Genomic DNA, 24,618 nt, shown 5'->3' with positions numbered 1-24,618 from the left:
TCTCCGCAGCTCGGAACCGGGAACCCATGAGACGCACCTCCACGATCGCCGCCGCAGCCCTCCTCCTCTTCGGCCTCGCCGCCTGTGGCGGCGGCGAGAACACCCCCGAAGCAGAGGCCGTTCCGGCCAAGTCGATCATCCTGATCACCCCCAACCCGGTCGGCACCAACAGCTTCCTCCAGCTCGGCGTCAAGGGCGCCGAGGCCGCCGCCGAGGAGCTCGGCGCCTCCTTCAAGCTGTACGAGAGCAAGGACCCCACCTCCATCGCGCAGAACGTCGACGCGGCCGTCCGGGCCAAGCCGACCGTGATCGTGGGCATCAGCTTCTCCTTCGACGACGTGTTCAACACCGTCCCGAAGGCCAACCCGGACCAGCAGTTCCTCCAGGTCGACTCGTGCGCCAAGGACCAGGCGCCCAACCTGGCCTGCGTGTCGTTCAAGGAGCACGAGGCCGCCTACCTGGCCGGCGTCGAGGCGGGCCTGCTGTCCAAGAGCGGCCAGATCGGCGTGGTCGCCGCGCTCGACACCCCGTTCGTGCACCGGTGGATCGAGCCGTTCTTCGCCGGGGCGGCCTCGGTCAAGCCCGGCGTCCAGGGCACCCCGCTCTACGTCGGCGGCAGCAACCCGTTCAGCGACCCGGCCAGGGCCAAGTCGCAGGCCCAGACCCTCACCGGACGCGGCGTCGACCTCATCGCGGCGGCGGCCTCCGGCGGCAACCCGGGCGTGTTCGAGGCGGTCGCCGCGTCCGGCGGCAAGGCGTTCGGCGTCGACGTCAACCAGTGCGCGCTGAGCCCCGGCAACGTCGTCGACAACGTCCTCAAGAACGTGGACGTCGCCGAGCACGCCGCCATCAAGGAGATCTTCGGCGGCAAGACCGGCGGCGTGAAGGTCTACGGCCTGGCCGAGGGCGGCGTGGGCGTGACCGCCCTGGGCGACGACCTGGCCTCCTCCGGCTGCACGGTCGCGGCCAGCCCCGACGTGGTGGCGAAGGTCAAGCAGACCCGCGACGACATCGTCGCCGGGAAGATCACCGTCGCGGACCCGCTCCAGAGCTGATGTACGCCGCCGAACTCGTCGGAGTGACGAAGCGGTTCGGCCCCGTCCTCGCCAACGACGGCATCGACCTGGCGGTCGCCAGGGGCGAGGTGCACGCCGTGGTCGGGGAGAACGGGGCCGGCAAGTCCACTCTGATGTCGATCCTGTACGGCCTGCACCGCCCCGACGCCGGAGAGGTCCGCCGCGACGGGAACCGGATCGTGCTGCGCTCCCCCACCGACGCCATCCGCCACGGCCTCGGCATGGTCCACCAGCGGTTCCGGCTGTTCCCCGGCCTGACCGTGGCCGAGAACATCGTGATCGGGGCGGAGCCGGTCCGGCGCGGCCGTCTCGACCGCGCCGCCGCGAACGAGGCGGTGGCCGCCCTCTCCGAGCGCTACGGCCTGCGCGCCGACCCGTCGGCCCTGGTCGGCGGCCTGCCGGTGGGGGTGCGCCAGCGGGTGGAGATCCTGCGCGCCCTCTACCGCCACGCCGAAGTGCTCATCCTCGACGAGCCGACGGCCGTGCTGACGCCGGGCGAGACCGACCGCCTCTTCGAGGTGCTCCGCACGGTCGCCGCGACCGGGGTCTCGATCCTGCTGGTCACCCACAAGCTCTCGGAGGTGCTGGCCGTCGGCGACCGGGTGACCGTGCTCCGCCAGGGCCGGGTGACCGGCCGGTTCACCGCCTCGGAGACCGACGCGGACGAACTGGTCAACGCCATGATCGGCCGCTCGCTGACCCCGCCCGCGCCCCGCCGCGCCCGCGTGCCGGAGGGCGAGCCGCTGCTGGAGGTGCGCGACCTGACCGTCCGCGACGCCGACGGCGTGGCCCGCCTGTCGGGGATCTCCTTCGCGGTGCGTCCCGGCGAGATCGTCGGCCTCGCCGGGGTCGCGGGCAGCGGCCAGCGCGAGCTCGTCGACTCGGTGACGGGCCTGCGCGGCGCCGTCCCGGGCGTGTTCCTGGCCGGCACCCCCGTCCTGGCGGGCCGCGACCCGCGCGTCGCCTACGTGCCGGAGGACCGCCACGGCCGCGCCACCGCGCCCGGGATGTCGGTCGCTGAGAACGTTTTGATGGGCGCCCAGCGCGACCTGGCCTCCCGCGGGGGCCTCCCCCGCGCGAAGGTCCGGGCCCGCGCCCGCGACCTGGTCGACCGCTTCTCCATCAGCGCCGCCTCGGTCGACGTCCCGATCGGCGCCCTGTCGGGCGGCAACGCCCAGAAGGCGGTGCTGGCCCGCGAGCTCACCCGCTCATCTCAGGTGGTGGTCGCCGAGGAGCCGACCCAGGGCGTCGACGTGGGCGTGCGCGAACGTGTCCACGACCTGCTGCGCACGGCCCGCGACGAGGGCGCCGCCATCCTCCTCCAGTCGAGCGAACTCTCGGAGCTCCGCGACCTCGCCGACCGCATCCTGGTCCTGTACGAGGGCCGCGTGGTCGCCGAGTTCCCCGGCGACGCCACCGAGACCGAACTCGGCCGCGCCATGGTGGGAGCGACCGGATGATGCTTGGCCACCCGAGGTCCGCGCGCCCGATCGGGGGGTTCGCATGAGCGCGCCCGCCGTCGCCCGCCGCGTGGTGGCCTCCGCGCCCGTCGTGGCCCTGGCCGGGGCGCTCCTCCTCACCACCCTCGTCATGGTGGTGGTCGGCGTCGATCCGACGCTGGCCTACCCCGCGCTGGTCAGAGGCGCGCTCTTCGACGGGAACCTCGAATACACGATCGCCGCGTTCGTGCCCACGCTCGGCATGGCGCTCGCGTTCGCCCTGCCGCTGCGCGCGGGTGAGTTCAACCTCGGCGGCGACGGGCAGCTCGCGCTGGGCGGGGTGACCGCCGCGGCCGTCGCGCTGCTGGCGCCGTTGCCGCCGGGGGTGGCCGTGGTGCTGCCGCTGGTCCTGGGGGCGGTCGCGGGCGGGGTCGTGGCCGTGGTCGCCGCGCCGCTCAGCACCCGGCTCGGCATCCCGGCCATCGTCAGCACGCTGCTGATCAGCGCCCCGGCCGTCTCGCTGGCCTCCTACCTGGTACGGTTCCCGCTGGCCGAACCGAACACCGGCATCGCGCAGACCCCGCCGCTGCCCGAGGCGGCCCACCTGCCCGCCCTCGGTGGCAGCGGCTACCTCACCATCGGCCTGCCGCTGGTCGCCGTGCTCACCGCCCTGTGGCTCTACGCCGACGGCCGGACCGTCCTCGGCTACGAGATCCGGGCCACCGGGCAGAACCGGGAGTTCGCCCGCTACGGCGGCGTCCGGGTCGGCCGGGTGGCCGCGCTCGCGCTGGCGGGCGGCGGCGCGTTCGCCGGGCTCGCGGGGGCGCTGATCGTGCTGGGGCCGCCGCACCGGTTCGTCGACGGCGCGCTGACCGCGCCCGGTTACACCTTCACCGCCGTCGCGGCGGTGCTGCTGGCCGGCGCCCGCCCGGTCGTGGTGCCGCTCACCGTGGCGCTGCTGACGTTCCTGCAGGTCGGCGGCCAGGGGATGGAACGGGAGGCCGGGGTGCCGAGCCAGCTCACCCAGATCGTGCAGGGGCTGATCATCGTGATCGTGGCGGTGCTGGCGACCCTGCGGGCGAGGAGGGCGCGGTGAACGTCTTCGAGTGGTCGTTCCTGGCCGGGGTGCTGACCGCCACCACGCCGGTGCTGCTGGCCGCGCTCGGCGGGCTGCTCTGCCAGGTCGCGGGCGTGTTCAACATCGCCCTCGAAGGCCAGTTGTTGTGGGGCGCGTTCGTCGCCGTCGTGGTCAGCGACCTGACCGGCAGCGCGTGGACCGGCGTCGCGGGCGCGGTCGCGGCGACCGTGCTCTTCTCGGCGTTGTTGTCGGGGCCGGCGGTGGCGCTGCGGGCCGACCCGATCGTGGTCGCCGTCGGGCTCAACCTGCTCGCGCTCGGGCTGACCGCGTTCCTGATGCGGCAGATCTTCGGCAGCGGCGGCACCTACAGCTCCCCCGACCTGGCCGGCCTGCCCGACCTGGGCGAGCTCGGCGTCGACGTCCCCGTACTGAGAGAGCAGTCGCCGCTCGTGCCGGTCGCGCTGCTGCTGGTGGTCGTGATGGCCACGTGGCTGACCCGTACCCGGTCGGGCCTGCGGCTGCGCGCCGTGGGCCAGCACCTCGACGCCGCCCAGGCCGTCGGCCTGCGCGTCTCCGGCTACCAGCACGGCGTGACGCTGGTCGCGGGCGCGCTGTGCGGGCTGGCCGGGGCGCAGCTCTCGCTCGGCAACGTGACGCTTTTCAGCGAGGGCATGAGCGCCGGTCGCGGCTGGATCGCCGTGGTGGCGGTCATGCTCAGCGGCGTCTACCCCGGGCGGCTGCTGCTGGCCTGCCTGCTGTTCGGCGTCGCCGAGGCGTTCGGGTTCCGGCTCCAGGGCGCGGGCCTGCCGCAGCAGGCGGCCGACGCCGCCCCCTATGTGATCACCCTGGCCGCGCTGGTGCTGGCCGCCGTGACGCGGCGGCGGAGGAGGTCCTATGAACACGCCTGAACTGGCCAATTCGGTGCGGCTGACCGGTGACGCGGTGGAGATCCTCGACCGGCGCGTCTACCCGTTCGAGCGGAGATGGGTGCGCTGCACGACCAGCGACGAGGTCGCCCAGGCGATCAGGGCCATGGTCACGCAGAGCTCGGGCCCCCTGTTCGCGACCACGGCCGCGATGGTGCTGGCCGCCCGTTCGGTCCGGCACCAGCCCTACGACGTGGCCGTCAAGGAGCTCCAGGCCGCCGGTGACCGGCTCGTCGCCACCCGTCCCACCAACAACCACATCCGCGACGCCGTCGCCGCGATCCTCGCGGAGCTGCGAGAGGGAGACCTGGCCGAGCAGGTCGAAGCGGCCGCCACCGCGCACGACCGGGCCTACCGCGACCGGTCGGCCGCCCTGGGCCGGCACGCCGCCGGCCTGCTGCCCGACGGCTCGACCGTGCTGACCCACTGCTGGGCCGACTACTACCTGATCGCGACCGTCCAGGCCGCCCAGGAGCAGGGCAAGTACCTGGAGTTCGTCTGCACCGAGACGCGCCCCTACCTGCAGGGCGCGCGGCTGACCGCGGCGACCCTGGTCGAGATGGGCTACGAACCCACGGTGATCACCGACGGCATGGCCGCCGCGGCCCTGGCCAACGGCGTCGCCGATGTCGCCCTGGTCGCGGCCGACCGCGTCACCCTCGACGGCCACGTGATCAACAAGGTCGGCACGCTCGGCGTCGCCCTGGCCGCGCACCGGTTCGGCGTGCCCTTCCACGCGCTCGTCCAGCGCCCCGACCCGCAGGCCCCCACCCCCGCCGACGTGGTGATCGAGCACCGCGACCCCGACGAGGTGCTGCACGTCCTCGGGGTCAGGACCGCCGCCCACGGCGTCACCGGCCACTACCCGGCCTTCGACACGACACCACCTGACCTGGTCACCCGGATCGTCACCGAAAAGGGCGCCTTCCGCCCGGAGAATGTGAGACAAGCACTATGACCAGGCGCATCGTCGTCGACACCGACACGGGCATCGACGACGCCCACACCCTGCTCTACCTGGCCGGCCGCCCCGACGCCGAGATCGTGGCGGTCACCTCGGTGTTCGGCAACTGCGTCGAGCCCGACGCCGCCCGCAACATCGCCTACGTCAACGGCCTGCTCGGCCTCGACGTGCCGATCGCCCGGGGCGCGGCCGAACCGCTGACCGGCACGGCGCACATCGCCGGGTACGTCCACGGCAAGGACGGCCTCGGCGACGTCGGCTACGACCGCCCCCTGCCGGAGACCACCGGCGAGAGCGCCGCCGAACTACTGGTGCGGCTGGGCCGGGAGCAGCCGGGCGAACTCGACCTGCTGGCCCTCGGCCCGCTGACCAACCTGGGCCAGGCGCTGCGCCTCGACCCCGATCTGTTCACCCGCTACCGCTCGGTCGTGCTGATGGGCGGCTCGGGCCCGTACGCCCCGCCCGGCGAGCTGCTGATGGTGGACGCCAACATCAACAACGACCCGGAGGCGGCGAGCGCGGTCTTCTCGGCCCCGCGCAACGAGCTGGTCATGGTCGGCGTGAACGTCACCGCCACCACGATCCTCGACGAGGTGGCCATCAACGCCCTGCGGGCCGCCGGCACCCCGGTCGCCCGGTTCGCGACCGAGATCCTCGACGCCTACCTGGACTTCTACCAGAACGAGTGGGGCCGGCGGATCATCCCGCTGCACGACCCCCTGGCGGCCGGCATCCTGCTCGACCCCACGTTCGCGACCGCGTCGGTCGACGGGCCGGTTAACGTACGGACCGACGGTTTCCTGGCCAGGGCCAGGCTGATGCGGACCCACGACGGCCTGCCGCCAGCCTTCCCCTACCAGCCCGCCCCGCCCACCAAGGTGATCACCGAGGTGGACGCGGCCCGCTTCGTCGCCGACTTCGTGGAGGTTCTGACCCGATGAGCTGGATCGTGCTGGACATCGAAGGCACCACGAGCTCGACCGAGTCGGTGCACGTGGGCCTCTACTCCTACGCCCGCTCGCGCCTCGGCCCGTGGATCGACGCCCACCGCGACGACCCCGAGGTCGCCCAGGCGGTGCGGGAGACCGGCGGCGCGACGACCGAGGAGACCGTCGCCATCCTGCACGGCTGGATGGACGGCGACGTCAAGGCGACCCCGCTGAAGACCCTCCAGGGGCAGATCTGGGCCGCCGGGTTCGCGAGCGGCGACCTGACCTCCCACTTCTTCCCCGACGTCGCGCCCGCGCTGCACCGGTGGCACGCCCGGGGGACCCGCCTGGCCGTCTTCTCGTCGGGGTCGGTCTCCAGCCAGCGGCCGTGGTTCCGGCACAGCGCCGACGGCGACCTGTCGGTGCTGATCGAGCACCACTTCGACACCGTCAACGCGGGCCCCAAACGCGACAGCGCCTCCTACGAGCGCATCGCCGCCACGCTGGGCAGCGACGACCTGCTGTTCCTGTCGGACGTACCGGCGGAACTCGACGCCGCGGCGGCGGCCGGATGGCAGGCGATCGGGCTGCGGCGGCCCGGCGAGCCCAGCGAGCGGGCCGACTTCGGCGGCCACCGGGTGGTCACGAGCTTCGAGGAGATCGTATGAACAGGGAGAACGTGCTGGCCGCCGGGGGGCGGCTGGCGGTGGAGTCCGCGAGGTACACCGGCATCGGCTGGATGCGCGGCACCTCCGGCAACCTCTCGGAGGTGCTCACGCGCGACCCGCTGCGGCTCGCGGTCACCGCGAGCGGCCTCGACAAGGGCGAGCTCACCGCCTCCGACGTCGCGGTCGTCGGCGAGCGGGGCGAACCGGTCGAGGTGGCGGGCGTCGAGCCGCTGACCCCCTCGGCCGAGGCCGGGCTGCACGCGCGGGTCGCGGCGGTGACCGGCGCCGACGCGATCGTGCACGTCCACGCCCTGAACGCCGTGGTGGCCGCCCACCACTGGCCGAAGGGGGTGCTCCTGAAGGACGTCGAGACCCTCAAGGGCATCGGCCGCCTGGCCCACGACGACGAGGTGGTCATCCCCGTCATCGAGAACAGCCAGGACATGGCCGAACTCGGCGACCGCTTCGAGGCCGTGTACGACCCGGCGACGCCCGCCGTGATCGTCGCCAACCACGGCCTCTACACGTGGGCGCCCACCCTGCACCGGGCCCGGCACGTCACCGAGTGCGTCGAGTGGCTGCTGGCCTACCGGATCGCGATTCGCTAGACAGAGCGAGCCGCGGACGGCCGAAGGCCGGCTGTGGCTCGCGTCAGGAATCTGCCTCAAGATACGCGCCGACCCGGTCGAACAGGTCCCGGCCGGGTTCGGCGGTCAGCAGGTGCCGCGCCGCCCGCAGCGACCGCCTGATCGCCACGGCCCGCTCGGCCTCGGGCAGCGTCTCGATGTCGCTGACCCGGGCGAACCCGATGATCCGCCGGGCCGCCTTGGCCGCGCCGAACACGGCGGCATCGGCTCTGACCTGCCCGAGGTACCCCTCCAGCACCCCGTCGCCGTAGATCCGGGGGTCCACCCGCTCCGGCCACAGGGCCCGGAACTCGGTCTCGAAGGCCGCCCACGTCTCCTCGGCCAGCCCCAGCACCCATCGGGCATGGTCGTCGTCTCCCTGGACGAAGCCGCGCGCCGCCGCGAGCACGTAGTTGCCCCACAGGGCGCCCAGGTCGAAGCCGACCGGCCCGTAGAAGGCGAACTCGACGTCGAACGCCCGGGTCGAGCCCGGCTTCACCAGCACCGAGCCGGTGTGCAGGTCGCCGTGGATCAACGCCTCGGCGCGCGTCATGAACGCCAGCTTGGCCAGCCCGATCGCGGTCCGCACGTCGGGGTCGCCCACGTAGGCGGCCACGTCGGCCTTGGTGGCGGGCAGGATCTTGTTGTGCTCGTGCTCGATGTACGGCTCGGTGAAGACCAGGTCCTCGGTGATCTCGCACAACTCGGGGTTGACGGCGGCGGCCAGGGCGGCCTTGTGCCGGTGGTTGCCCAGGCCGAACACCGAGGTGCCGAAGGCGACCCTGGCGACGTACCGGCCGAGATCGGCGGCGACCCCGTCGGTGCGCACGCCCTCGTTGAGCAGCCCGCGCCAGACCCGGTGGTCCGAGAGGTCCTCCAGGGCGACGACGTGCCGGTCGTGGTCGGCGTCGAGCAGGGCGGGCACGAGCCCGGGGGCCACCCGGCCGTGCTCGGCCAGCACGGCCGCCTCGATGCGGTTGCGGTCGGGGGTGATCGGCCAGGCCGGGTCGACCCGGACGTAGGGCATCGACTGCTTGAGCACCACGCCGGGGCCGCCCTCGACCTCCACGGCGAACACGGTGTTCATGTTGCCGTCGCCGATCTCCCGGACCGAGACCGGGTTCGCGAACGCCGCCAGCGCGGGGCGGCTCGCCAGGTAGCCGGGCACGTTGTCGACGGTCAGCAGCTCATAGGCGCTCAACGGAACTCCTGAGGGTGTAGCTCACGACGAGGGCGCCCGCCAGCAGGGCGCCCTGGACGAAGGTCTGGGTGTAGTAGGGGGCGTTCAGCATGGTCATGCCGTTGATCACCACGCCGATGAAGACGGCGCCGACGACCGTGCCGACGGTGTTGGGGCGGTTGGCGCCGAGCACGGCGTAGCCGATCAGCGCCGCCGCCACCGACTGGAGCAGGTAGGGGTCGCCCGCGCCCACGTCGCCCCGGCCGAGCCGGGCCGACAACATGATCCCGGCGATGGCCGCGCAGATCCCCGACACGGCGTAGGCCAGCGCCCGGTAGCGGGCCACCCGGATGCCGGCCAGGCGCGCGGCCTCGGCGTTGCCGCCGATGGCGTAGAGGGCGACGCCCCAGCGGGTGCGTTCGAGGAACAGGTAGACGACCACCGCGACCAGCGTGAACACGACGACCGGGACCGGCACCGAGCCGATCTTGCCGGATCCGATCCAGGCGAAGCCCTCGGTGTAGCGGCCGGGCGCGGGGGCGCCGTCGACGGTCATGCCCGGCGCGACCGACGTGCCGGAGGTGATGATCAGGGCCAGGCCCTGGAACAGGAACATCGTGCCCAGCGTGGCCACCAGGTCGGGGATCTTCGCGACCACGGTGAGCAGCGCGTTCACCCCCGCGACCAGCAGCCCGGTGAGCAGGCCGACGACGATGGCGGTGCCGCCGGTGAGGTTGAACCGGACCATCGTCAGCGCGGTCGTCATGACGACCGCGCCGACCGCCGCGCCCGCCGACAGGTCGAAGCCGCCCGTGGTCATCGACACGGTCACCCCGAGCGCCACCACCCCGACGATCGCCACCGACTGAAGGATGATCAGCGCGTTGGCGTACGAGGCGAAGGCGGGCCGGAGCACCGCGAAGACGACCAGCAGGGCGGCCAGGATCACGAGCAGGCCGTACCGGTAGAGCAGACGGGTCACGGAGCGGCCCAGGGCACCCGGGCGACGTCGGGCGTGGTCAGTTCGGGCACGGCGCCGGTGAGCTGCTCGATGTTGGCGATGCCGCCGTCGCGCAGCTGCTTCTGGGTGACCAGGGCGGGCGGGATCTTGATCTCGGCGCCGACCTGCTCCCCGGCGACCAGCAGCGCGGCGGCCCGGACCGCGATCCGGCCGACGTTCGACGGGTCGGTCGTGGCGGTCGCCACCCACGGGCTGTTCGGCTCGGTGATGACGCCGATGTCGGCGGTGGAGATGTCCGCGCCGTAGATCTTGATCTGGTCCTGGAGGCCGAGCTCCTTGACCGCGATGGCGGCGCCCTTGGCGAACTCGTCGTACGGCGCGAAGATCGCCTTCACGCCCGGGTTGGCCTGGAGGGCGGCCTTGGCCTGGTCGGCCACGGCCGAGGCGGTGGAGTTGTTGACCACGCCGATCTGGGCGACCTCCTTGATGCCCGGGTTGTCCTTCTTGAACTGGGTCCAGACCTCGTTGCGGCGGTCGAGGGGGGCGAAGCCCGAGACGTACACGTAGAGGACGTCGCCGGTCCCCCCGGTGTCGGCCTTCAGCGCGCCGAGGGCCAGTTCGGCGATCTGGTGGTCGTCCTGGGTCAGCGCGACGGCCTTGGGCGTGCCGGGGTCGACGTCGAAGGCGACCAGCGGGACGCCGGCGTCGGCGGCCTTCTTGATGGCGGGCTGGACGGTGTCGGCGAACCCGTGGTCGACGATGATCGCGTCGGCCTTCTGCTGGACGGCCTGCTCCAGGTTGAGCGCCTGCTTGTCGTTGTTGCCGTCGCCGCTGGAGACCTCCAGCGTGATCTTGAGGGCCTGCGCCTCGGCCTGCGCCCCCGCGAGCCACTGCTCGAAGTAGTCGCCGGACGAGAGCTGACGTACGAGAGCGACCCGAACTCCCCCGGCGGCGAACTTCGCCGGAACGGAAACGGTGGGCGACGCGACCGGGGCCGCCGGGGCGGCGGACGAGGGCGCGGAGGTGGTCGTGGTGGAGGTTCCCTGGGAGCAGCCCGCGAGCGCCAGGACGCCGAGGAGAAGGGATGCGCCGAGAAGTCGTGCGTGAATCACACTCGGATGCTAGGCAGCCCCTGGGAGTATTGTCCACTTTTCAAGTAGGATTTACGCAGATAGCCGCTGATTAGGGACGAAGCCCATGACCTACCTCACCGTGTACACCGACGGCCCGGTCCCCGAGACCCTCCTGCGGACCGAAGACCAGGCCGAGATCGCGACCAGCCTGAAGGAGATCGGCGTCCGCCTGCGCCACTGGGAGATCGTCGACGGCCTCGACGGCGCGACCCAGGACGAGGTGCTCGCCGCCTACCGCGACCAGGTCGCCGCCGTCGTCGCCGAAGAGAACTACACCTTCGTCGACGTCGCCCAGCTCGGCCCCGACGCCCCCGCCGACGTCGCCGCCTCGGCCCGCGCCAAGTTCCTCAACGAGCACACCCACGACGACGACGAGGTCCGCTTCTTCGTGGCGGGGTCGGGCATCTTCTACCTGCACGTCGACGGCAGGGTGCACGCCGTCTTCTGCGAGCCCGGCGACCTGCTGAGCGTGCCGAAGCAGACCACCCACTGGTTCGACATGGGCACCCGGCCGCACTTCACCGCCATCCGCTTCTTCCACGACGACGACGGCTGGGTCGGCGACTTCACCGGCGACCCGATCGCCGCGCGCATCCCCGACTACGACACGATCGCGGCCGGCCGCTCTCAGACGTAGTGGCTCTGTTCCAGCACGGCACTCTCCATGTCCGACAGGTAGACCTCCGCGGCGCGGATGGCCTCCAGGAGAGTCGCCCAGCGCTCGGACGACCCCATGAGCACGTCGGAGAGCCTGGTCACGGCGTCCTCCATGGCCGGGCTCCGCGCAACGCGGGTGGCCTCCCGCAACAGCGCCCGTGTCCGGCCGTCGCGCGCCCGGGCGGCGGCCGTCCGGGCAGGGCTCGTTTCGATGCCGGTGAGCTCGTCGCGCTCCTCCAGCAGGGCGAGGCGCGCCTTCTCCAGCAGGGGCAGCAGGCCGGGCACGGCGATCCCGGTGATCGCCAGGCGCTGCACGACCCGCAGGCGGAGGCGGTTCACCGCCGACGGCAGTGACAGGGCGAGCGGGCCGCCGAACAGGGGCGCCGACGCCTCGACGGTGCCGGCGGTGAGCAGACGGACCCGGTCGTCGGGCCTGGCGGCCTGGCGCCGGAGCGCCTCGGCGTGCCGGGGACCGACCAGCTGGTGCAGCTCGGCGAGTGCGGAAGGTTCGTCGTCCGGGCAGTGCACCAGGTTCATCAGGATGTTCTCGCCGGTGTGCCGGATGGAACCGGGCCGGGCCGAGGCCGGATCGGTGGCCCCTTTGAGCAGGCCCATCGCCGCACACGCGTCGGCTCCGTCGTGTCGCAGGATCGTGAGACAGGCCGGGCCGAGGGCGTACCACAACTGGAAGGCGCGGTGCGGCGGCAGCGTGATGGGGCGACCGCGCGCCGATTCGTCGTAGAGACGCACCATGGTCTCCGCGTCCAGGCGGATCAGCTCGGCGGCGACCGGATCGAGTCCGGCCGGGCGGAAGGCGTGCAACAGCCGGGACAGCGCCTGGGTGACCAGCGCGTCCGGCGTCACGAGTGCATAGGTCCAGCTGGTGCCGCTCACGGCCGGCCGCTAGAGGTCGAGCAGCTGCTCGTAGAACCCGCCGAAGCCGCGCCCGGCGTCGACCAGGTGGATCTCCAGGATCCAGTGGGCGACCCGGCCGGCCTTGTCGGTGCGCCGCATCGGCGTCGTGTTGCCCTCGGCGATGTACGACTCGATGTCGTCGGCGTCGATCTTCTCGTGCGGGAACTCACCGACGAGATGCCCGGCGTGCACGTGCCCGAGCACCCAGCCGCGCTCCCGGGCCAGCCGGTCGACCTCGGCGAACAGCCGCGCGCCCGTCATCCCGGGGTCGGCGGCGAAGAACCGCCGCCCGGCCTCGAAGACGACCGGCAGATCGGCCGCCAGCCGGTGCTTCACGGGGTCGTCGCCCAGGACGTAGGTGCGCCCGAGGTCGGCCTCGAACTCCTCGAAGATCGGCCCGAAGTCGCAGAAGAGGATGTCGTCGGCCTCGACGACGCGGTTCGGCGGGTTCTCCCGGTAGGGCAGCAGGGTGTTCGGCCCCGACCGGACGATCCGCTTGTGCCAGTGGCGGGTGGTGCCGAACATCTCGTTGGCCAGGTCGCGGACGGCGTCGCTGAGGTCCTTCTCGGTCCGCCCCGGCGCGATGAGCTCCCGCCGGACGATCTCGTCGAACAGCGTGACCGCGTTGGCCTGCGCGGTCAGCAGCCGGGTGGCGCGGAACCGCTCGGCGCTCGCGGCGTCGACGTACACCCACGCCTTCTCCCCCGACCGCAGGTCGGCCTTGACCCGCAGGTAGTCGTCGACCTCGTAGGCGTCGGCGGCCTTGAGGTCGTCGGGGGTGAGGGTGAAGACCATGCCCTCGACGGAGTCTCCGGGGTCCGGCGAGGGGACGGCGACGGGGTGCTCGTCACTGCCGCTGTCGGCGACCACGGACGCGTCGGTGATCTTCACCGTCTCCAGGCGGAACCCGGCCAGGGCGTCGGGACGGCCGTCGAGCTCACGGCCGAACCGGGCCCGCTGGACCTGCGGGAGCCGCAGCGTGCCGTAGGAGAAAAGCAGGTGATCAGACAAAGCGAACCCCCATCACGACGCCGACCTGAGTCCGCAGGATATAGGGGACGAAGGTGAGACCTCCGGACGCCTTGACCCCCCGGCCCGCCACCTCCGACGGTGAAGGGGTGAGAACTTTCGCGGCCTCGCGTGCCGCCGTCGTCGTGGCCATCGGGGCCGGCTGGCTGGCCTGGCTCCCGTTCGCCTACGCCGGGATCGTGTACTCCGGCAACTGGACCGTGTACGCGGCCCCGGTGGCCATCGGCGGGGCCATCGCGCTTCTCGCGTCGCTCGTGTGGCTGCGGGCCGACACGAACCGGTGGATCTCCTGGCTGGCGTTGTGGTTCACGGTCGTCAGCGTCGGCGCCACCGGGTGGAGCGGGGGCGAGCGCCTGGGCGGCGTCGTCCTCGCCGTCGTGGGCGTGGTCCCGGCCCTGGTGATCAGCTGGGGATTCTTCCGGTTGGGGGCGACCGGCGGAAGAAGGGCCCCGGACGTGGTCCGGGGCCCTTCGGCGGTCAGCCTTCGGGGAGCCAGAGAACCGCGCTGACCCCGCCGACCGTGAGCGTCACGATCGGGGTGACGGGCCCCCGAAAGGACGGCGCCGCCAGGGCTTCGGGTATTTTCCCCGGATCTCCAGCGGGGGGACGAGGGCGGCGTCCAGGGTTCGCACGTCGATGCTGGCCGGGCGGTACGGCAACGTGCGGAGACGGGTGGTCATCACGGCGTGGGGGCGGTCGACGACGTCGCGGCGGCCGCTGATGAAGGCCCACTCGTGGGCCGCCGAGCCGAAGTAGACGACCGTCGGGAACGCCGCGATGAAGTTGTGCCACGAGCGGCGCAACGTGGTCTGGCGCCACATGGTCGGGCAGCCGGCCTGGGTGGCGATGACGCCGCCGGGGGCCAGCGCCTGGGCGCACAGGTTCAGGAACGTGGGGCTGTAGAGGCGGTCGTGCTGGGCCTGGCCGTCGTCGGTCTCGTCGGGGAGGTCGACGATGACGACGTCCCACGTCCGGCCGGCCGCGACGGCGGCCTCGACGAAGGCGTAGCCGTCCTCGTAGTGGACGTGGATCGGGCCCTCGTCGCCCTCGGCGGCGGCCAGTTCCTTCTCCGTGTAGCCGTAGGGCAGGCGGCTCGCGCAGAGCTTGACCGCCTGTTCGTCGATGTCGACGTGGTCGACCCGGGTCGCGCCGCAGGCCACCAGCATCTGGCAGGCGACGCCCTCGCTCGATCCGATGACGAGGCAGCGCTCGACCCGGTCGGCCAGAAGCACCGGCGGGACGGTCAGCGCCTCGTGGTAGACCTCCTGGGTCTGTTCGCTGCTCTGCCGCTCGCCGTTGGCGAACAGGGTGATGCCGTGGGCGGTGCGGGCGAAGTCGAGCGTCTGGAAGGGCGTGATCTCGCTGTGGATGACCTCGTCGACGCGCCAGAGCCGTTCCATGCCGTCGGCGATGGGCTCGGCGACCCAGGTGGTGCCGTTGATGGTGATCATGCGGATACCTCCGACGAAGGCGGGTCGCCCCGGCGGATCACCTGGACGGTGACCTGGCCGGGCTGGAGCTCGTGGGTGAGCAGGTCGACCGCGGTGCGCGGGTCGGCCGTGCCGCAGGTGAACACGTCGACGAACACGGCGGCGTGCTCCGGGTAGGTGTGCAGCGACGCGTGGGACTCGGCCAGCAGCGCCAGGATGGTGACCCCCTGGGGGATGAACCGGTGCGAGCTCATCTCCAGGATGGTCGCCCCCGCCGCGGCCAGCGCCCGCTTGAGCGCGACCTCCAGGTGGGCGAGGTCGTCGAGGAGGCCGGCGTCGACCCCCCGGAGCTCGGCGAGCACGTGACATCCGGCGAACTCGCCGATCGCGACGGTCATCGCTCCTCCACGCAGAACGTGGGGAGCGCGGGCAGCCCGTTCACGGCGGCGCACGAGTAGCTGGAGGTGTACGCGCCGGCGTCCAGGATCTCCACCACGTCGCCGGGCGCCAGCGCCAGGGGGAGTTCGTACTGGACACGCTGGTAGATGACGTCGTCGCCGTCGCTGGTCGGCCCGGCCAGCACGACGGGGCCGGTGGGACCGGTCACGCCGGGGGTGCGCAGCCGGTAGGCGATGGCCTCGCGTTCGGTCTCGACGAGGCCGTTGTAGCGGCCGACGTCCAGGAACACCCAGCGACGGTGGTCGGCGGCCCGCCCTTCCCTGACGGTCACCACCTCCGAGCGGATGACACCGGCCGCCCCGACCATCGCGCGGCCCGGCTCCAGCAGCAGGCGCGGGCGGTTGCGGCTGCCGAAGTGACGGTTGACCGAGGAGTTGACCGCCTCGCCGAACACCTCGATGAGCGGCCGGTTCCCAAAAGCGGGGGTGGGGTTGTACGAGATCGGCAGGCCGCCGCCGAGGTTGATCATCGGCAGCCTGACGCCGGCCGGCTCCAGCTGGAGCGCGATCTTCGCCGCCGCCGCGATGCCGACGTCCCAGGCGTCGGGGTTGCACTGCTGGGAGCCGACGTGCCAGGTCAGGCCGAGCGGCCGGAGCCCGTTCGCCGCGGCGTCGGCGAGCAGTTGGGCGGCGGCGTCGGGGTCGCAGCCGAACTTGCCGCCGAAGGGCATCACCGCGTCGGGCGGCTCGACCGCGATCCGGCAGAAGACGTTCGACCGGGGCGCCCACCGCGCGATGTGGGCCAGGTCGCGGGGGTTGTCGAAGGCGAAGGTGCGGACGCCGAGCCGGTAGGCGGCGGCGATGTCGGCGGCCTTCTTGACCGGGTTGCTGTAGCTGAGGAACCGTCCGGGGACGCCCCGGGAGAGGCAGCGCTCGACCTCGCCGATGCTGGCGACGTCGAACCCCGAGCCGAGGTCGAACAGCGTGGAGATCACTTCGGGGGCGGCGTTGGCCTTGACCGCGTAGAGGATGCCGGCGCCGGGGAACGCGCCGGATAACGCGCGGTAGGCCGCGGAGACCGTTGGCAGGTCGACGAGCAGAGAAGGACTGGGCAGGTGATGGGTTCTGGCGTACGCGCGTGCGCGGAGAATGGCCGGCTCCGGCTGGGGTGACGCGCTCATTGGACTGACTCTGGGCGGAGGTACGGGTGCAGGGGTTCCATCGGGACTTTCTCCGATTCCGAACTACTACCAATTCAGGCAGGCCCGAGAGTAGTCAAGTACCTTGACACGGTTAGTTGATATTTCGACAAAGCATCGTCGTTACCGTTCCGTGACAAGCCGAAGCCGGCCGGATCGCGTGACGGAACCCCTGCTCAGAGGCGTCATGCGGAGTCCGGCCGGCCAATTCCGGCACGACTTCTCTATACAGCTCGCGGTTTACGCGGCCGATGCCGGAGCGGCCTCGCGGGCGAGTTCCCGCAGCGCCCATTCGGAGTGGCTGCCGGGCTCGGCGGCCAGCGTGACGAATTTCTGCCCGGTGCCGCTGACCGACAGCACCTCCCACGAGAGGCTGAGGTCGCCCAGCCGGGGATGGCGCAGTTCCTTGATCTCGTTGCCGCGCGCCTGGACCTCGTGCAGGGCCCAGATGCGGCGGAACTCCGCGCTCTGGACGGTCAGTTCCGCCACCAGGGCACGGAGGTAGGGGTCGTCGGGGTCGGCCGCCACGGCGGTGCGCAGCTGGGCCGTCTTGGCGCGGGCGGCCTTCTCCCAGTCGGGATAGAAGTCGACCGCGACCGGGCTGAGGTAGATCATGCGCACGCAGTGGTCGATGTGCGTCATGCCCTCGTACAGGGCCTCGAGGAGAGGATTGTGGGCCAGCACCTCGAAGCGGCGGCCCAGCACCAGCGCGGGCGCGTGCCGGGACAGGTCGACCAGGCGCAGCAGACTCGGGCTGACCTGGTCCATCACCCCGGTCTCCAGCTGGGGCCGGGCCCACGGGTGGGCCAGCGAGTAGAGGTATTCGGTGGCGTCGGGATCCAGCCGCAGCACCCGGGCCAGGGCGCTGAGCACCTGGGCGGAGGGATTGCGCTCGCGGCCCTGTTCCAGCCGGATGTAGTAGGAGTTGCTCACTCCGGCGAGCATCGCCACCTCCTCGCGCCGCAGCCCCGGTGTGCGGCGCGAGGGGGCGTGCAGGAAGCCCGCCTGGGCTGGACTGGTGGACTCACGCCGGGCGCGCAGGAAGTCGCCGAGGAGATTGTTGCTACCGTTGTCCATTTCATCACCATATGTACGAATCAGCCGGCTACCGCAGAAGGGTCCTTGCACGTGTCGGCGACGGCGCCGAACAGCGGCAGCCACAGGACGAACCGGGCGCCCGCCACGGAGTCCTCCAAGGTCAGCTTGCCGCCGTGGCGGTGGGCGATGTCGCGGGTGATCGTCAGGCCGAGGCCGCTGCCGCCGGCGTCGAGGCGGCGGGCGTCGTCCAGCCGGACGAACCGCTCGAAGACCCGCTGGCGGTCGGCGGGCGGGATGCCCGGCCCGTCGTCGGTGACGGCGACGGCCGCCTGGTCGCCGACCGTGGTGAGGCTGAGCCGGACCGAGGTGGCGGCGTGCCGCCGGGCGTTGCCGAGCAGGTTGGTCAGGCCGCGGATGAGCTGGACGCGCGACCCGCAGATCCACATGTGGCCCTCGACGTAGAGCCGGACCGGGACGCCGTGGCCGCTCCGGTTCACTCGCGCGGTCTCCTGGACGAGGAGTTCGGTGAGGTCGACGAGCTCGTTCGGGACGGCGGTGTCGGCGGCGTCCACGCTCGACTGGGCGAGCAGGTCGGTGACGATGGTCTCCAACCGGTCGACGGAGGCCAGTGCCGCGCGCAGGCTGCGCCGCGGATCGGTGTCCTCCGGATGGTCGATGGCGTCCTCGAGTTCGGCGCGCAGGCCCGCCAGCGGGTTGCGCAGCTCGTGGGAGGCCAGGGCGGCGAACCCGCGCTGCCGGGCGACCGCCTCCTCCAGGCGGGCGAAGGTGAGGTTGGCGGCCCGGACCAGCTCGGCGAACTCGTCGGCCCCCGGCGGAACGGGCAACCGCCGGCCCAGGTCGCTCTCGGTGATCTTGTCGATGTCGCCCCGGATGGCCCTGATGGGCCGCAACGCCCGGCCGACGGCCCACCAGGTCCCGACCCCCGCGCCGGCGGTCAGCACCAGGCCCGAGCCGATCAGGAGCAGTTCCAGGTCGTGCCCCCGGACGGACAGGGAGGGGTGGAGGGGCATGACGATCGCGTCCAGCGTGATCAGGACGGCAAGGACGGTCAGGACCAGCAGCAGGGTGGCCGTGGTGCACCGCGTGCGGATGGATCGGGACGGATGGACGATGGTCACGTTGACCTCCGGTCGTTCGTTCAACTGGCCGTCGCGGCCAGGCTGCCCAGGAGACTGAGCGTGTGTTCCGACGGGCTGCCGGGTTCGGCCTGGAGCGCGAGCACGCGATAACCCGGCAGCCGGACGACGTCGAGGACGTCGCAGAAGAGCGTGAGTTCGCCGACCACGGGGTGGCGCAGGCGCTTGACCCGGCGGGCGTCCGACGACAGGTCGTGCCCGGCGTAGATCCGCCGGAAGTCCCCGCTGCCCTCGGTGAGCTCGCCGAGCAGGTCGTCGAGGCCGGGGTGTTCGCCTTCGGCGACGATGGTGTGCAGGACGTCGGTCGCGGCGGCGGCGATGTGCGTCCACTCGGTGAAGAACTCGGTCGCCGCCGGGTCGAGGAAGACCAGCCTGAACAGGTTGTCGGCATGACTCAGCCCGCCCAGCAGCGCGGCGCCCAGATCGTTGGCCGCGCGTACGTTCATCAACGGGTCGCAGAGCAGGACGGCCAGGTCCTGCCAGTCGTCCATGAGCCCCCGCAGGCCCGGATCGGACGGGAAACTGCTGTTCATGCCACCGAACGTAAGCCGGAACCGGAGAACCAGGGTGGCCGTGGTACACCCAGGCAAACCAGACATAAGGCGCATAAGGTGCCTATATGGAAACCGACAGAAAGCTCGGCGAGTTCCTCCGGGCCCGGCGCGAGATCACCCCTCCCGCCCGAGTCGACCTGCCGGACGCCGGCGCCCGCCGCACCCCCGGCCTGCGGCGGGAGGAGGTCGCGATGCTGATCGGCGTCAGCACCGACTACTACGTCCGCCTCGAACAAGGACGTGAACGCAACCCCTCCGACCAGGTCATCGCCGCCCTGACGGAGGTCTTCACCCTCGGCGCCGACGCCGTCGCCCACCTGTACGCCCTGGCCCGGGGCGCCTCCCCGCCCGACGGCGCGTCGGACGAGGTCAGCCCGCACCTGATCCGCCTGATGGACAGCTGGCCCCGCACCCCCGCCTTCGTGGTCAACCAGTACATGGAGACGCTGGCCCTGAACCCGTCGGCCACGGCCTTCTACGAGCGCGGCCTCCGCCGCCGGCCCAAGATCGGCAACAACACGCTGCGGGCGACGTTCCTCGACCCCATCGCGCGCGAGTTCTACGGCGACTGGGAGTCGACCGCGCGCTCCAAGGTGGCCCACTTCCGCGCCACCGCCGGCCGGAACCTGCACGACGCCCGCGTGGCCGGCCTCATCGAGGAACTGACCGACCAGAGCCCGGAGTTCCGGGACGCGTGGGCGCGGTACGACGTCCAGATCGAACCCAGCAGGACCCGGCGCTTCCGGCACGAACTCGTCGGGGAACTGGAGGTCAACTGCGAGGTGTTCTCACTGGCGGGCTCGCCGGGGCAGTACCTGATCACCTTCCAGGCGGGGCACGACGGGCACTCGGCGGAGGCGCTGGAGGAGTTGTGCCGGGACGTGGCCTGAGAACGAGGAAACCCCCACGACCGGGGTCGTGAGGGTTCGGGTTTTCGGTGCCCCCTGCAAGATTCGAACTTGCGCTCCCGGCTCCGGAGGCCGGTGCTCTATCCCCTGAGCTAAGGGGGCTCAGGAACAAGCCTAGGTTACCAGCACTCCACACCCTCTTCGCACACCGTTATGCGACGCGCCCGGGCACACATCCCCCGAAAACCCCGCGCCCGCCGCCCCTCCCGGGTAGCCTCGCGGCCGTGGGTGAGGTTTTGGGGCGCGTACTGGTCGTCGACGACGACGAGGTCATCCGGCAGCTCATCGCGGTCAATCTGACCTTGGAGGGCTTCGATGTCTATACAGCCTTCGACGGGCAGGACTGCCTCGACCGGGTCAGAGAGGTCGATCCCGATGTGATCACCCTCGACGTCATGATGCCGCGGCTCGACGGCTGGGAGACGGCCACCAAGCTGCGCACCGACCCGCGCACCACCCACGTCAAGGTCGTGCTGATCACGGCGCGGGCGCAGGAGGACGACAAGCGCCGGGGGCTCGGCATCGGCGTCGACTCCTACCTGACCAAGCCGTTCGACCCGGCCGAGCTGATCCAGGTCGTCAGAGACCTGGCGCTGGCGGCCCGGAGCCGGTCGCAGGAGATCTAGCCCTATCGTCTAGGCATGACCTTCGAGCTGGCCCTCTGGTACGAACCCGAACCGATCTCCAAGGAGGAGGCCAGGGACCGGTACCGGAAGGCCCAGCTTCCCGAGGAGGTCAGCCGGGCGCTGGCCGCCGCCCTGCCGGGGGCCGTCGTCGACGGCGCGCTCGTGTCGGCGCCCGACGAGGCCGGCGACGAGGTCGGGAACGCCGCCTTCACGTTCGCCCGCGAGCACGGGCTCGTCTGCTACGACGTCCGCCGCCACCTGATCCACAACCGGGAGCCGCTGGGCGCGTACCGGGACGTGCAGCTGCACACCGGCGACGGCGTGGTCGCCCACGACCCCGATCTCAACCTGGTCAACGACGTGCTCGAGACCCTGTCGGCCCAGAACCCCTTCCTGGCGCTGGTCGTCTACGGCCAGCACTTCATCCAGGTCGCCCCCGGCTACGAGGTCGACTTCAAGGAGGACGGCGTGATCAGGACGACGTCCACGACCGACAAGGAGCAGGTCCGGCGGATGGTCCTGCTCTATCTCGTCGGCGACCGGTCGTTCCTCGACGCTCATGAGTGGACGGTCCGGGGGTAGTGCCCCGGGCATGGAACTGCGCACCGACCGGGTCGGCCTGCTGCTCGACCAGCTGGAGACCTCTCTCACCTTCACCCGCGACCGCCTCCAGGGCCTGACCGACGACGAGTACTTCTGGGAGCCCTCCCCGGGCAACTCCTGGACGGTCCGGCGAAGGCTCGACGGCGACGTGGACGTCTACGGCAAGGGCGACTGGATCGCCGACTTCAGCCCCCACGAGCCCATCCCGCCGCCCGTCACCAGCATCGGCTGGCGGATGGCGCACCTGCTCGCCTGCTTCGAGATGCGCTGGGACTGGACGTTCGGCAACCGGCGCATGCTCTTCGACGACCTGGAGATCCCCCACACGGCCGACGACGCCCAGAAGCGGCTCTTCGAGAGCGTCGAGCGGTGGAAGGAGGACGTCGACGGGCTGACGGAGGGGCAGCTCGACACCGTGGGGTTCAGCCAGTTCCCTGCCGGGCTCGACCCCACGGTGCCGTTCATCTCGATCGTCTGGTGGCTGAACCGGGAGTTCGTCCACCACACGGCGGAGATCGCGCTGCTGCGCGACCTCTACCGGGAGAAGCTGAAGTAGTTGAGGTTGACGAAGTCGGCCGGCTGGCCGCTGCTGAAGGTGAGGTAGACGGTCTGCGTGCCGCTGACCGGCGAGATGTTGGCGGGCACGGTCCGCCACGACTGCCAGCCGCCGGTGTTGCCGACCGACATCTGCCCGATCACCGTGCCCGTGGGGCTGCCCAGTCTGACCTGCACGAGCCCGCTGACCCCGCCGGCCGCGCCGGAGGCGACGCGGGCGTTGAACTGGGTCTCACCGGTGAAGTTGACCGAGTAGCGCAGCCAGTCGCCGTTGGAGATGTAGGCGACGTTCTGGCCGCCGCCGGAGTCGGTCGTGGTCTCCAGCTGGGTGCCCTGCTGGGCGTTGTACGACTCGGCCTGGATCACGCCGCCGGTCGGGGGCGGCGATGACGGGGGCGGGGTCGTGCCGGCGCCGCTCTGCCAGACGGCGACGTAGTCGACGACCATGGGCCGGCCGCTGACGGTGGCGGAGGTGGGGGTGCCGAACCCGGCGACGCCGTTCGGGAAGCCGCCGCCCATCGCCACGTTGAGCAGCAGGAAGTAGCCCGCGTGGCTGGTCATGTTGTTCCAGGTCGTGGCGTCGAACTGGTTCTGGCTGAGGGTGTGGTAGTTGACGCCGTCGACGTACCAGCGGAACTGGTTCGGGGTGATCGAGCGGTCCCACTCGAAGCGGTAGGTGTGGAAGGCCGACTGGCACGACGATCCGGGGCAGGCGCGGGCGGCGCCGAGCCCGTTGGTCTCGTTGCAGGGGCCGCCCGGGGAGACGCCGCAGTGGAGCACGGCCCAGACCTGGTTGATCCCGTTGACGTTCTCCATGATGTCGAACTCGCCGATGCCGGGCCAGTTCCAGTAGTTGCCCCGGTAGGGCGCGCCGAGGGCCCAGAAGGCGGGCCAGTAGCCGAGCGCCGCGTTGCCGGTCACGTTGGGCATCTGGATCCGGCCCTCGATGCGCAGGATGCGGCCGGAGGCGGGCTTGAAGTCGGCGCGGCGGCTCTCGATGCGGGCGGAGGTCCAGTTCTGGCCGCTGCCGATCGGGGTGATGCGCAGGTTTCCGCTGCCGTCGAGGCTGAGGTTGCTCGTGCTGGACGTGTAGTTCTGGATCTCTCCGGTGCCCCAGTTGGCGGGACCGCCGGGGTAGCCGTGGCCGGTGTCGATGATCCAGTTGGTGGACGAGGGCAGCGTGCCAGCCGAGCCGTTGAAGTCGTCGGACCAGACGAGGGTCCAGCCGGAGGGGGTCGCCGGGACGGCGGCATGGGCGACGCCGATGCACACGACCGGGACCAGCAACGCGGCGATCCACCCGATCAGAGAGCGTTTGCCGACTCGTAAGGTTGCCATCGGAACCTTTCGGGACGTGGGAAGTCGCAGAATGCCGTTACTGTGCGCCCGGCTTCACACGTCGTCAAGGCCCAAGGTGAAGGTTTTAGAGAGCGCTCTCCACGTTCGGGGTCTGAACACGCGCGAGGGCTCCGAGTACTCCGGCGCGCTCTCCCAGTTCACCCTTCACCACATTGACCGCGCGGGCCGCGCTCGGGATGGCCAGCCGGCCGACCACGGTCATGATCGGCTCGATCAGCAGCGGACCGGCCTCGGCCAGCGCCCCGCCGATCACCACCAGGCCCGGGTTGAGGATGTTGCACAGGCTCGCCACCGCGACCCCGAGGTGCCGGCCCGCGTCGGCGATCACGCGGCGGCAGCCGATGTCGCCGCCGTGCGCCAGCTCGACCAGCCGCGACACCGTGACCGGCCCGTGGGTGGGCCGGACCAGGTCGATCAGCTGCTGGCCGCCGGCCAGCGTCTCCAGGCAGCCGCGGTTGCCGCACCGGCACAACCGGCCGTTCTCGTCGATGGTGATGTGGCCGAGCTCCCCGGCCGTCCCGGTGGCGCCCCGGTAGAGCAGCCCGTTGATCAGGATGCTCGCCCCGACCCCCGTGCCGATCTTCATGTACGCCACCTCGCGCCGCCCCTTGGCCGCCCCCCACGTGGCCTCGGCGAGCGCCCCGAGGTTGGCGTCGTTGTCGACCACGACCGGCACGCCGAGACGTCGTCCCAGCTCAGCGGCGGGATCGACGCCGGCCCAGCCCGGCAGTATGGTGCTCGACCCCATGATCCCCGTCTCCGGGTCGATCGGGCCGGGTAAACCGAGCCCCACGGCCTTGATCTCGGCACGGCTCACGCCCGCCCGTCCCAGCAGCCCGATGATCAGGCGTTCGGCCGCCGCCAGGCCCTCGGGGGCGCGAGCCCCGACGTCGAACGGCATCGCCTCCTCGGCCAGCACGCGGTGGGACCGCTCGGCCAGCGCCACCCGCAGGTGCGAGTGCCCGAAGTCGACGCCGACCACGAGCCCGGTCTCGCGGGCCGGGGAGATGAGGTGGCGACGCCCGCCGGCCTGGGAGATCTCCACCAGCCCCGCGTCGCGCAGCTCCCTGACGATGGTCGAGACGGTGGCCGGGGACAGGCCCGTCTGACGGGCCAGCTGAGCCTGGGTGAGGGCGCCGGACTTACGCACCGTTTCCGTGATCAGGCGGCGGTTGGTCTCCCGCAGGGCCGTCAAGGAGTTGGCCATCGA

At 71.7% G+C, this 24,618-nt stretch carries 27 protein-coding genes and 1 tRNA gene; 14 read left to right on the top strand and 14 right to left on the bottom strand.

From position 1 onward, the window contains the following. The first annotated feature begins 26 nt into the window (after positions 1-26). Genes AW271_RS11160 through mtnB form a run of 8 tightly spaced genes read left to right on the top strand, consistent with a single transcriptional unit; the run spans position 27 to position 7,688 of the window. Entirely contained in the window at positions 27-1,055 is a 1,029-nt protein-coding gene (locus tag AW271_RS11160) for a BMP family ABC transporter substrate-binding protein (RefSeq protein WP_062335609.1), read from the top strand. 23 nt (positions 1,056-1,078) lie between these two features. Next, entirely contained in the window at positions 1,079-2,536 is a 1,458-nt protein-coding gene (locus AW271_RS11155) for an ABC transporter ATP-binding protein (protein ID WP_218008028.1), read from the top strand. A 43-nt stretch (positions 2,537-2,579) separates the two neighbouring features. Further along, positions 2,580-3,611, top strand: coding sequence for an ABC transporter permease (locus tag AW271_RS11150; RefSeq protein ID WP_062335606.1), 1,032 nt, complete (start codon positions 2,580-2,582; stop codon positions 3,609-3,611). After that, positions 3,608-4,501, top strand: coding sequence for an ABC transporter permease (locus AW271_RS11145; RefSeq protein ID WP_062335604.1), 894 nt, complete (start codon positions 3,608-3,610; stop codon positions 4,499-4,501). Before AW271_RS11150 ends, AW271_RS11145 begins: the two co-directional genes overlap by 4 nt. Next, complete coding sequence (locus tag AW271_RS11140; RefSeq protein WP_062335602.1) at positions 4,488-5,477, top strand: s-methyl-5-thioribose-1-phosphate isomerase; 990 nt, start codon at positions 4,488-4,490, stop codon at positions 5,475-5,477. Before AW271_RS11145 ends, AW271_RS11140 begins: the two co-directional genes overlap by 14 nt. Further along, positions 5,474-6,424 (top strand): nucleoside hydrolase, encoded by a 951-nt coding sequence (locus tag AW271_RS11135; RefSeq protein ID WP_062335599.1) that lies wholly within the window; start codon positions 5,474-5,476, stop codon positions 6,422-6,424. The genes AW271_RS11140 and AW271_RS11135 overlap by 4 nt, the downstream gene beginning before the upstream one ends. After that, positions 6,421-7,080: an acireductone synthase gene (gene mtnC / locus AW271_RS11130; protein ID WP_062335597.1), complete on the top strand. Its 660-nt coding sequence runs from the start codon at positions 6,421-6,423 to the stop codon at positions 7,078-7,080. Before AW271_RS11135 ends, mtnC begins: the two co-directional genes overlap by 4 nt. After that, a complete protein-coding gene (gene mtnB, locus AW271_RS11125; protein ID WP_062335595.1) occupies positions 7,077-7,688 on the top strand; it encodes a methylthioribulose 1-phosphate dehydratase in 612 nt (203 codons plus the stop codon). The genes mtnC and mtnB overlap by 4 nt, the downstream gene beginning before the upstream one ends. A gap of 43 nt (positions 7,689-7,731) precedes the next feature. Here mtnB and mtnK read toward each other — a convergent pair whose 3' ends face one another. Genes mtnK through AW271_RS11110 form a run of 3 tightly spaced genes read right to left on the bottom strand, consistent with a single transcriptional unit; the run spans position 7,732 to position 10,959 of the window. Then, complete coding sequence (gene mtnK, locus AW271_RS11120; protein WP_062335593.1) at positions 7,732-8,907, bottom strand: S-methyl-5-thioribose kinase; 1,176 nt, start codon at positions 8,905-8,907, stop codon at positions 7,732-7,734. Next, on the bottom strand, positions 8,894-9,868 hold the full coding sequence (locus AW271_RS11115; protein ID WP_218008027.1) for an ABC transporter permease: 975 nt from the start codon (positions 9,866-9,868) through the stop codon (positions 8,894-8,896). The genes mtnK and AW271_RS11115 overlap by 14 nt, the downstream gene beginning before the upstream one ends. Beyond that, a complete protein-coding gene (locus AW271_RS11110) occupies positions 9,865-10,959 on the bottom strand; it encodes a substrate-binding domain-containing protein (RefSeq protein ID WP_062335591.1) in 1,095 nt (364 codons plus the stop codon). The genes AW271_RS11115 and AW271_RS11110 overlap by 4 nt, the downstream gene beginning before the upstream one ends. 85 nt (positions 10,960-11,044) lie before the next feature. Here AW271_RS11110 and AW271_RS11105 point away from each other — a divergent pair, with 85 nt between their 5' ends. After that, positions 11,045-11,617 (top strand): 1,2-dihydroxy-3-keto-5-methylthiopentene dioxygenase, encoded by a 573-nt coding sequence (locus tag AW271_RS11105; RefSeq protein ID WP_062335589.1) that lies wholly within the window; start codon positions 11,045-11,047, stop codon positions 11,615-11,617. On the opposite strand, the gene AW271_RS11100 is transcribed toward AW271_RS11105, so the two are convergent. Continuing rightward, a complete protein-coding gene (locus AW271_RS11100) occupies positions 11,608-12,531 on the bottom strand; it encodes a nucleoside-diphosphate kinase (RefSeq protein WP_083976462.1) in 924 nt (307 codons plus the stop codon). The two genes, AW271_RS11105 and AW271_RS11100, sit on opposite strands and share 10 nt — an antisense overlap. Before the next feature lie 9 nt (positions 12,532-12,540). Further along, entirely contained in the window at positions 12,541-13,563 is a 1,023-nt protein-coding gene (locus AW271_RS11095) for a M24 family metallopeptidase (protein WP_083976461.1), read from the bottom strand. Between the two features lie 107 nt (positions 13,564-13,670). Between AW271_RS11095 and AW271_RS11090 the strand changes: the two genes are divergently transcribed. Further along, positions 13,671-14,090, top strand: a complete 420-nt coding sequence (locus AW271_RS11090; protein ID WP_157554025.1) for a hypothetical protein — start codon at positions 13,671-13,673, stop codon at positions 14,088-14,090. 18 nt (positions 14,091-14,108) lie between these two features. On the opposite strand, the gene AW271_RS11085 is transcribed toward AW271_RS11090, so the two are convergent. The 6 genes from AW271_RS11085 to AW271_RS11060 all read right to left on the bottom strand — a co-directional run bounded on the left by AW271_RS11085 (position 14,109) and on the right by AW271_RS11060 (position 19,336). Further along, positions 14,109-15,032 carry a spermidine synthase gene (locus AW271_RS11085; RefSeq protein ID WP_062335583.1) on the bottom strand — a complete coding sequence of 308 codons (924 nt, stop codon included), beginning with the start codon at positions 15,030-15,032 and terminating at the stop codon, positions 14,109-14,111. After that, entirely contained in the window at positions 15,029-15,409 is a 381-nt protein-coding gene (gene speD, locus AW271_RS11080) for an adenosylmethionine decarboxylase (RefSeq protein WP_062335581.1), read from the bottom strand. Before speD ends, AW271_RS11085 begins: the two co-directional genes overlap by 4 nt. Further along, entirely contained in the window at positions 15,406-16,590 is a 1,185-nt protein-coding gene (locus tag AW271_RS11075; protein WP_062335580.1) for a type III PLP-dependent enzyme, read from the bottom strand. Before AW271_RS11075 ends, speD begins: the two co-directional genes overlap by 4 nt. A gap of 258 nt (positions 16,591-16,848) precedes the next feature. Next, complete coding sequence (locus tag AW271_RS11070) at positions 16,849-17,685, bottom strand: helix-turn-helix domain-containing protein (RefSeq protein WP_062335578.1); 837 nt, start codon at positions 17,683-17,685, stop codon at positions 16,849-16,851. Positions 17,686-17,705: 20 nt separating this feature from the next. Next, positions 17,706-18,785 carry a sensor histidine kinase gene (locus AW271_RS11065; RefSeq protein WP_062335575.1) on the bottom strand — a complete coding sequence of 360 codons (1,080 nt, stop codon included), beginning with the start codon at positions 18,783-18,785 and terminating at the stop codon, positions 17,706-17,708. Between the two features lie 20 nt (positions 18,786-18,805). Further along, positions 18,806-19,336 carry an MmyB family transcriptional regulator gene (locus AW271_RS11060; protein ID WP_157554024.1) on the bottom strand — a complete coding sequence of 177 codons (531 nt, stop codon included), beginning with the start codon at positions 19,334-19,336 and terminating at the stop codon, positions 18,806-18,808. An 86-nt stretch (positions 19,337-19,422) separates the two neighbouring features. Here AW271_RS11060 and AW271_RS11055 point away from each other — a divergent pair, with 86 nt between their 5' ends. Continuing rightward, on the top strand, positions 19,423-20,247 hold the full coding sequence (locus tag AW271_RS11055; protein ID WP_062335571.1) for a helix-turn-helix domain-containing protein: 825 nt from the start codon (positions 19,423-19,425) through the stop codon (positions 20,245-20,247). 48 nt (positions 20,248-20,295) lie between these two features. On the opposite strand, the gene AW271_RS11050 is transcribed toward AW271_RS11055, so the two are convergent. After that, positions 20,296-20,367 (bottom strand) — tRNA-Arg (locus tag AW271_RS11050). Between the two features lie 122 nt (positions 20,368-20,489). Here AW271_RS11050 and AW271_RS11045 point away from each other — a divergent pair. From AW271_RS11045 to AW271_RS11035, 3 genes are read left to right on the top strand one after another with little or no spacing between them, the layout of a single operon-like run. Continuing rightward, entirely contained in the window at positions 20,490-20,891 is a 402-nt protein-coding gene (locus AW271_RS11045) for a response regulator transcription factor (RefSeq protein ID WP_245653026.1), read from the top strand. A 15-nt stretch (positions 20,892-20,906) separates the two neighbouring features. Continuing rightward, the gene (locus tag AW271_RS11040) at positions 20,907-21,473 is read left to right on the top strand and encodes a hypothetical protein (protein WP_062335566.1); all 567 of its coding nucleotides are present in this window, start codon (positions 20,907-20,909) and stop codon (positions 21,471-21,473) included. 10 nt (positions 21,474-21,483) lie between these two features. Then, positions 21,484-22,050, top strand: coding sequence for a DinB family protein (locus tag AW271_RS11035; RefSeq protein ID WP_062335563.1), 567 nt, complete (start codon positions 21,484-21,486; stop codon positions 22,048-22,050). Here the strand turns inward: AW271_RS11035 and AW271_RS11030 are convergent. Together AW271_RS11030 and AW271_RS11025 are read right to left on the bottom strand one after the other, a co-directional pair. Next, positions 22,029-23,387, bottom strand: a complete 1,359-nt coding sequence (locus AW271_RS11030; RefSeq protein WP_062335561.1) for a glycoside hydrolase family 16 protein — start codon at positions 23,385-23,387, stop codon at positions 22,029-22,031. The genes AW271_RS11035 and AW271_RS11030 overlap by 22 nt on opposite strands. A gap of 85 nt (positions 23,388-23,472) precedes the next feature. After that, the gene (locus AW271_RS11025) at positions 23,473-24,615 is read right to left on the bottom strand and encodes an ROK family transcriptional regulator (protein ID WP_063817950.1); all 1,143 of its coding nucleotides are present in this window, start codon (positions 24,613-24,615) and stop codon (positions 23,473-23,475) included. Positions 24,616-24,618 lie beyond the last annotated feature (3 nt).

The sequence above is a fragment of the Herbidospora sakaeratensis genome (genome assembly GCF_001570525.1).
Taxonomy (GTDB): Bacteria; Actinomycetota; Actinomycetes; order Streptosporangiales; family Streptosporangiaceae; genus Herbidospora; species Herbidospora sakaeratensis.
The sequence above is the reverse complement of the archived record's forward strand: the minus strand, read 5'-3'. Positions and strand labels throughout refer to the sequence as shown.

Bases quoted from the DNA above. Each gene is read 5' to 3' on its own strand.
- AW271_RS11030 (WP_062335561.1), bottom strand. From the start codon at position 23,387: ATGGCAACCTTACGAGTCGGCAAACGCTCTCTGATCGGGTGGATCGCC.
- AW271_RS11135 (WP_062335599.1), top strand. From the start codon at position 5,474: ATGACCAGGCGCATCGTCGTCGACACCGACACGGGCATCGACGACGCC.
- AW271_RS11025 (WP_063817950.1), bottom strand. From the start codon at position 24,615: ATGGCCAACTCCTTGACGGCCCTGCGGGAGACCAACCGCCGCCTGATC.
- AW271_RS11055 (WP_062335571.1), top strand. From the start codon at position 19,423: ATGGAAACCGACAGAAAGCTCGGCGAGTTCCTCCGGGCCCGGCGCGAG.
- AW271_RS11035 (WP_062335563.1), top strand. From the start codon at position 21,484: ATGGAACTGCGCACCGACCGGGTCGGCCTGCTGCTCGACCAGCTGGAG.
- AW271_RS11150 (WP_062335606.1), top strand. From the start codon at position 2,580: ATGAGCGCGCCCGCCGTCGCCCGCCGCGTGGTGGCCTCCGCGCCCGTC.
- AW271_RS11105 (WP_062335589.1), top strand. From the start codon at position 11,045: ATGACCTACCTCACCGTGTACACCGACGGCCCGGTCCCCGAGACCCTC.
- AW271_RS11140 (WP_062335602.1), top strand. From the start codon at position 4,488: ATGAACACGCCTGAACTGGCCAATTCGGTGCGGCTGACCGGTGACGCG.
- mtnB (WP_062335595.1), top strand. From the start codon at position 7,077: ATGAACAGGGAGAACGTGCTGGCCGCCGGGGGGCGGCTGGCGGTGGAG.
- mtnC (WP_062335597.1), top strand. From the start codon at position 6,421: ATGAGCTGGATCGTGCTGGACATCGAAGGCACCACGAGCTCGACCGAG.
- AW271_RS11075 (WP_062335580.1), bottom strand. From the start codon at position 16,590: ATGAGCGCGTCACCCCAGCCGGAGCCGGCCATTCTCCGCGCACGCGCG.
- AW271_RS11085 (WP_062335583.1), bottom strand. From the start codon at position 15,032: ATGATCACCATCAACGGCACCACCTGGGTCGCCGAGCCCATCGCCGAC.
- speD (WP_062335581.1), bottom strand. From the start codon at position 15,409: ATGACCGTCGCGATCGGCGAGTTCGCCGGATGTCACGTGCTCGCCGAG.
- AW271_RS11160 (WP_062335609.1), top strand. From the start codon at position 27: ATGAGACGCACCTCCACGATCGCCGCCGCAGCCCTCCTCCTCTTCGGC.
- AW271_RS11040 (WP_062335566.1), top strand. From the start codon at position 20,907: ATGACCTTCGAGCTGGCCCTCTGGTACGAACCCGAACCGATCTCCAAG.
- AW271_RS11070 (WP_062335578.1), bottom strand. From the start codon at position 17,685: ATGGACAACGGTAGCAACAATCTCCTCGGCGACTTCCTGCGCGCCCGG.
- AW271_RS11060 (WP_157554024.1), bottom strand. From the start codon at position 19,336: ATGAACAGCAGTTTCCCGTCCGATCCGGGCCTGCGGGGGCTCATGGAC.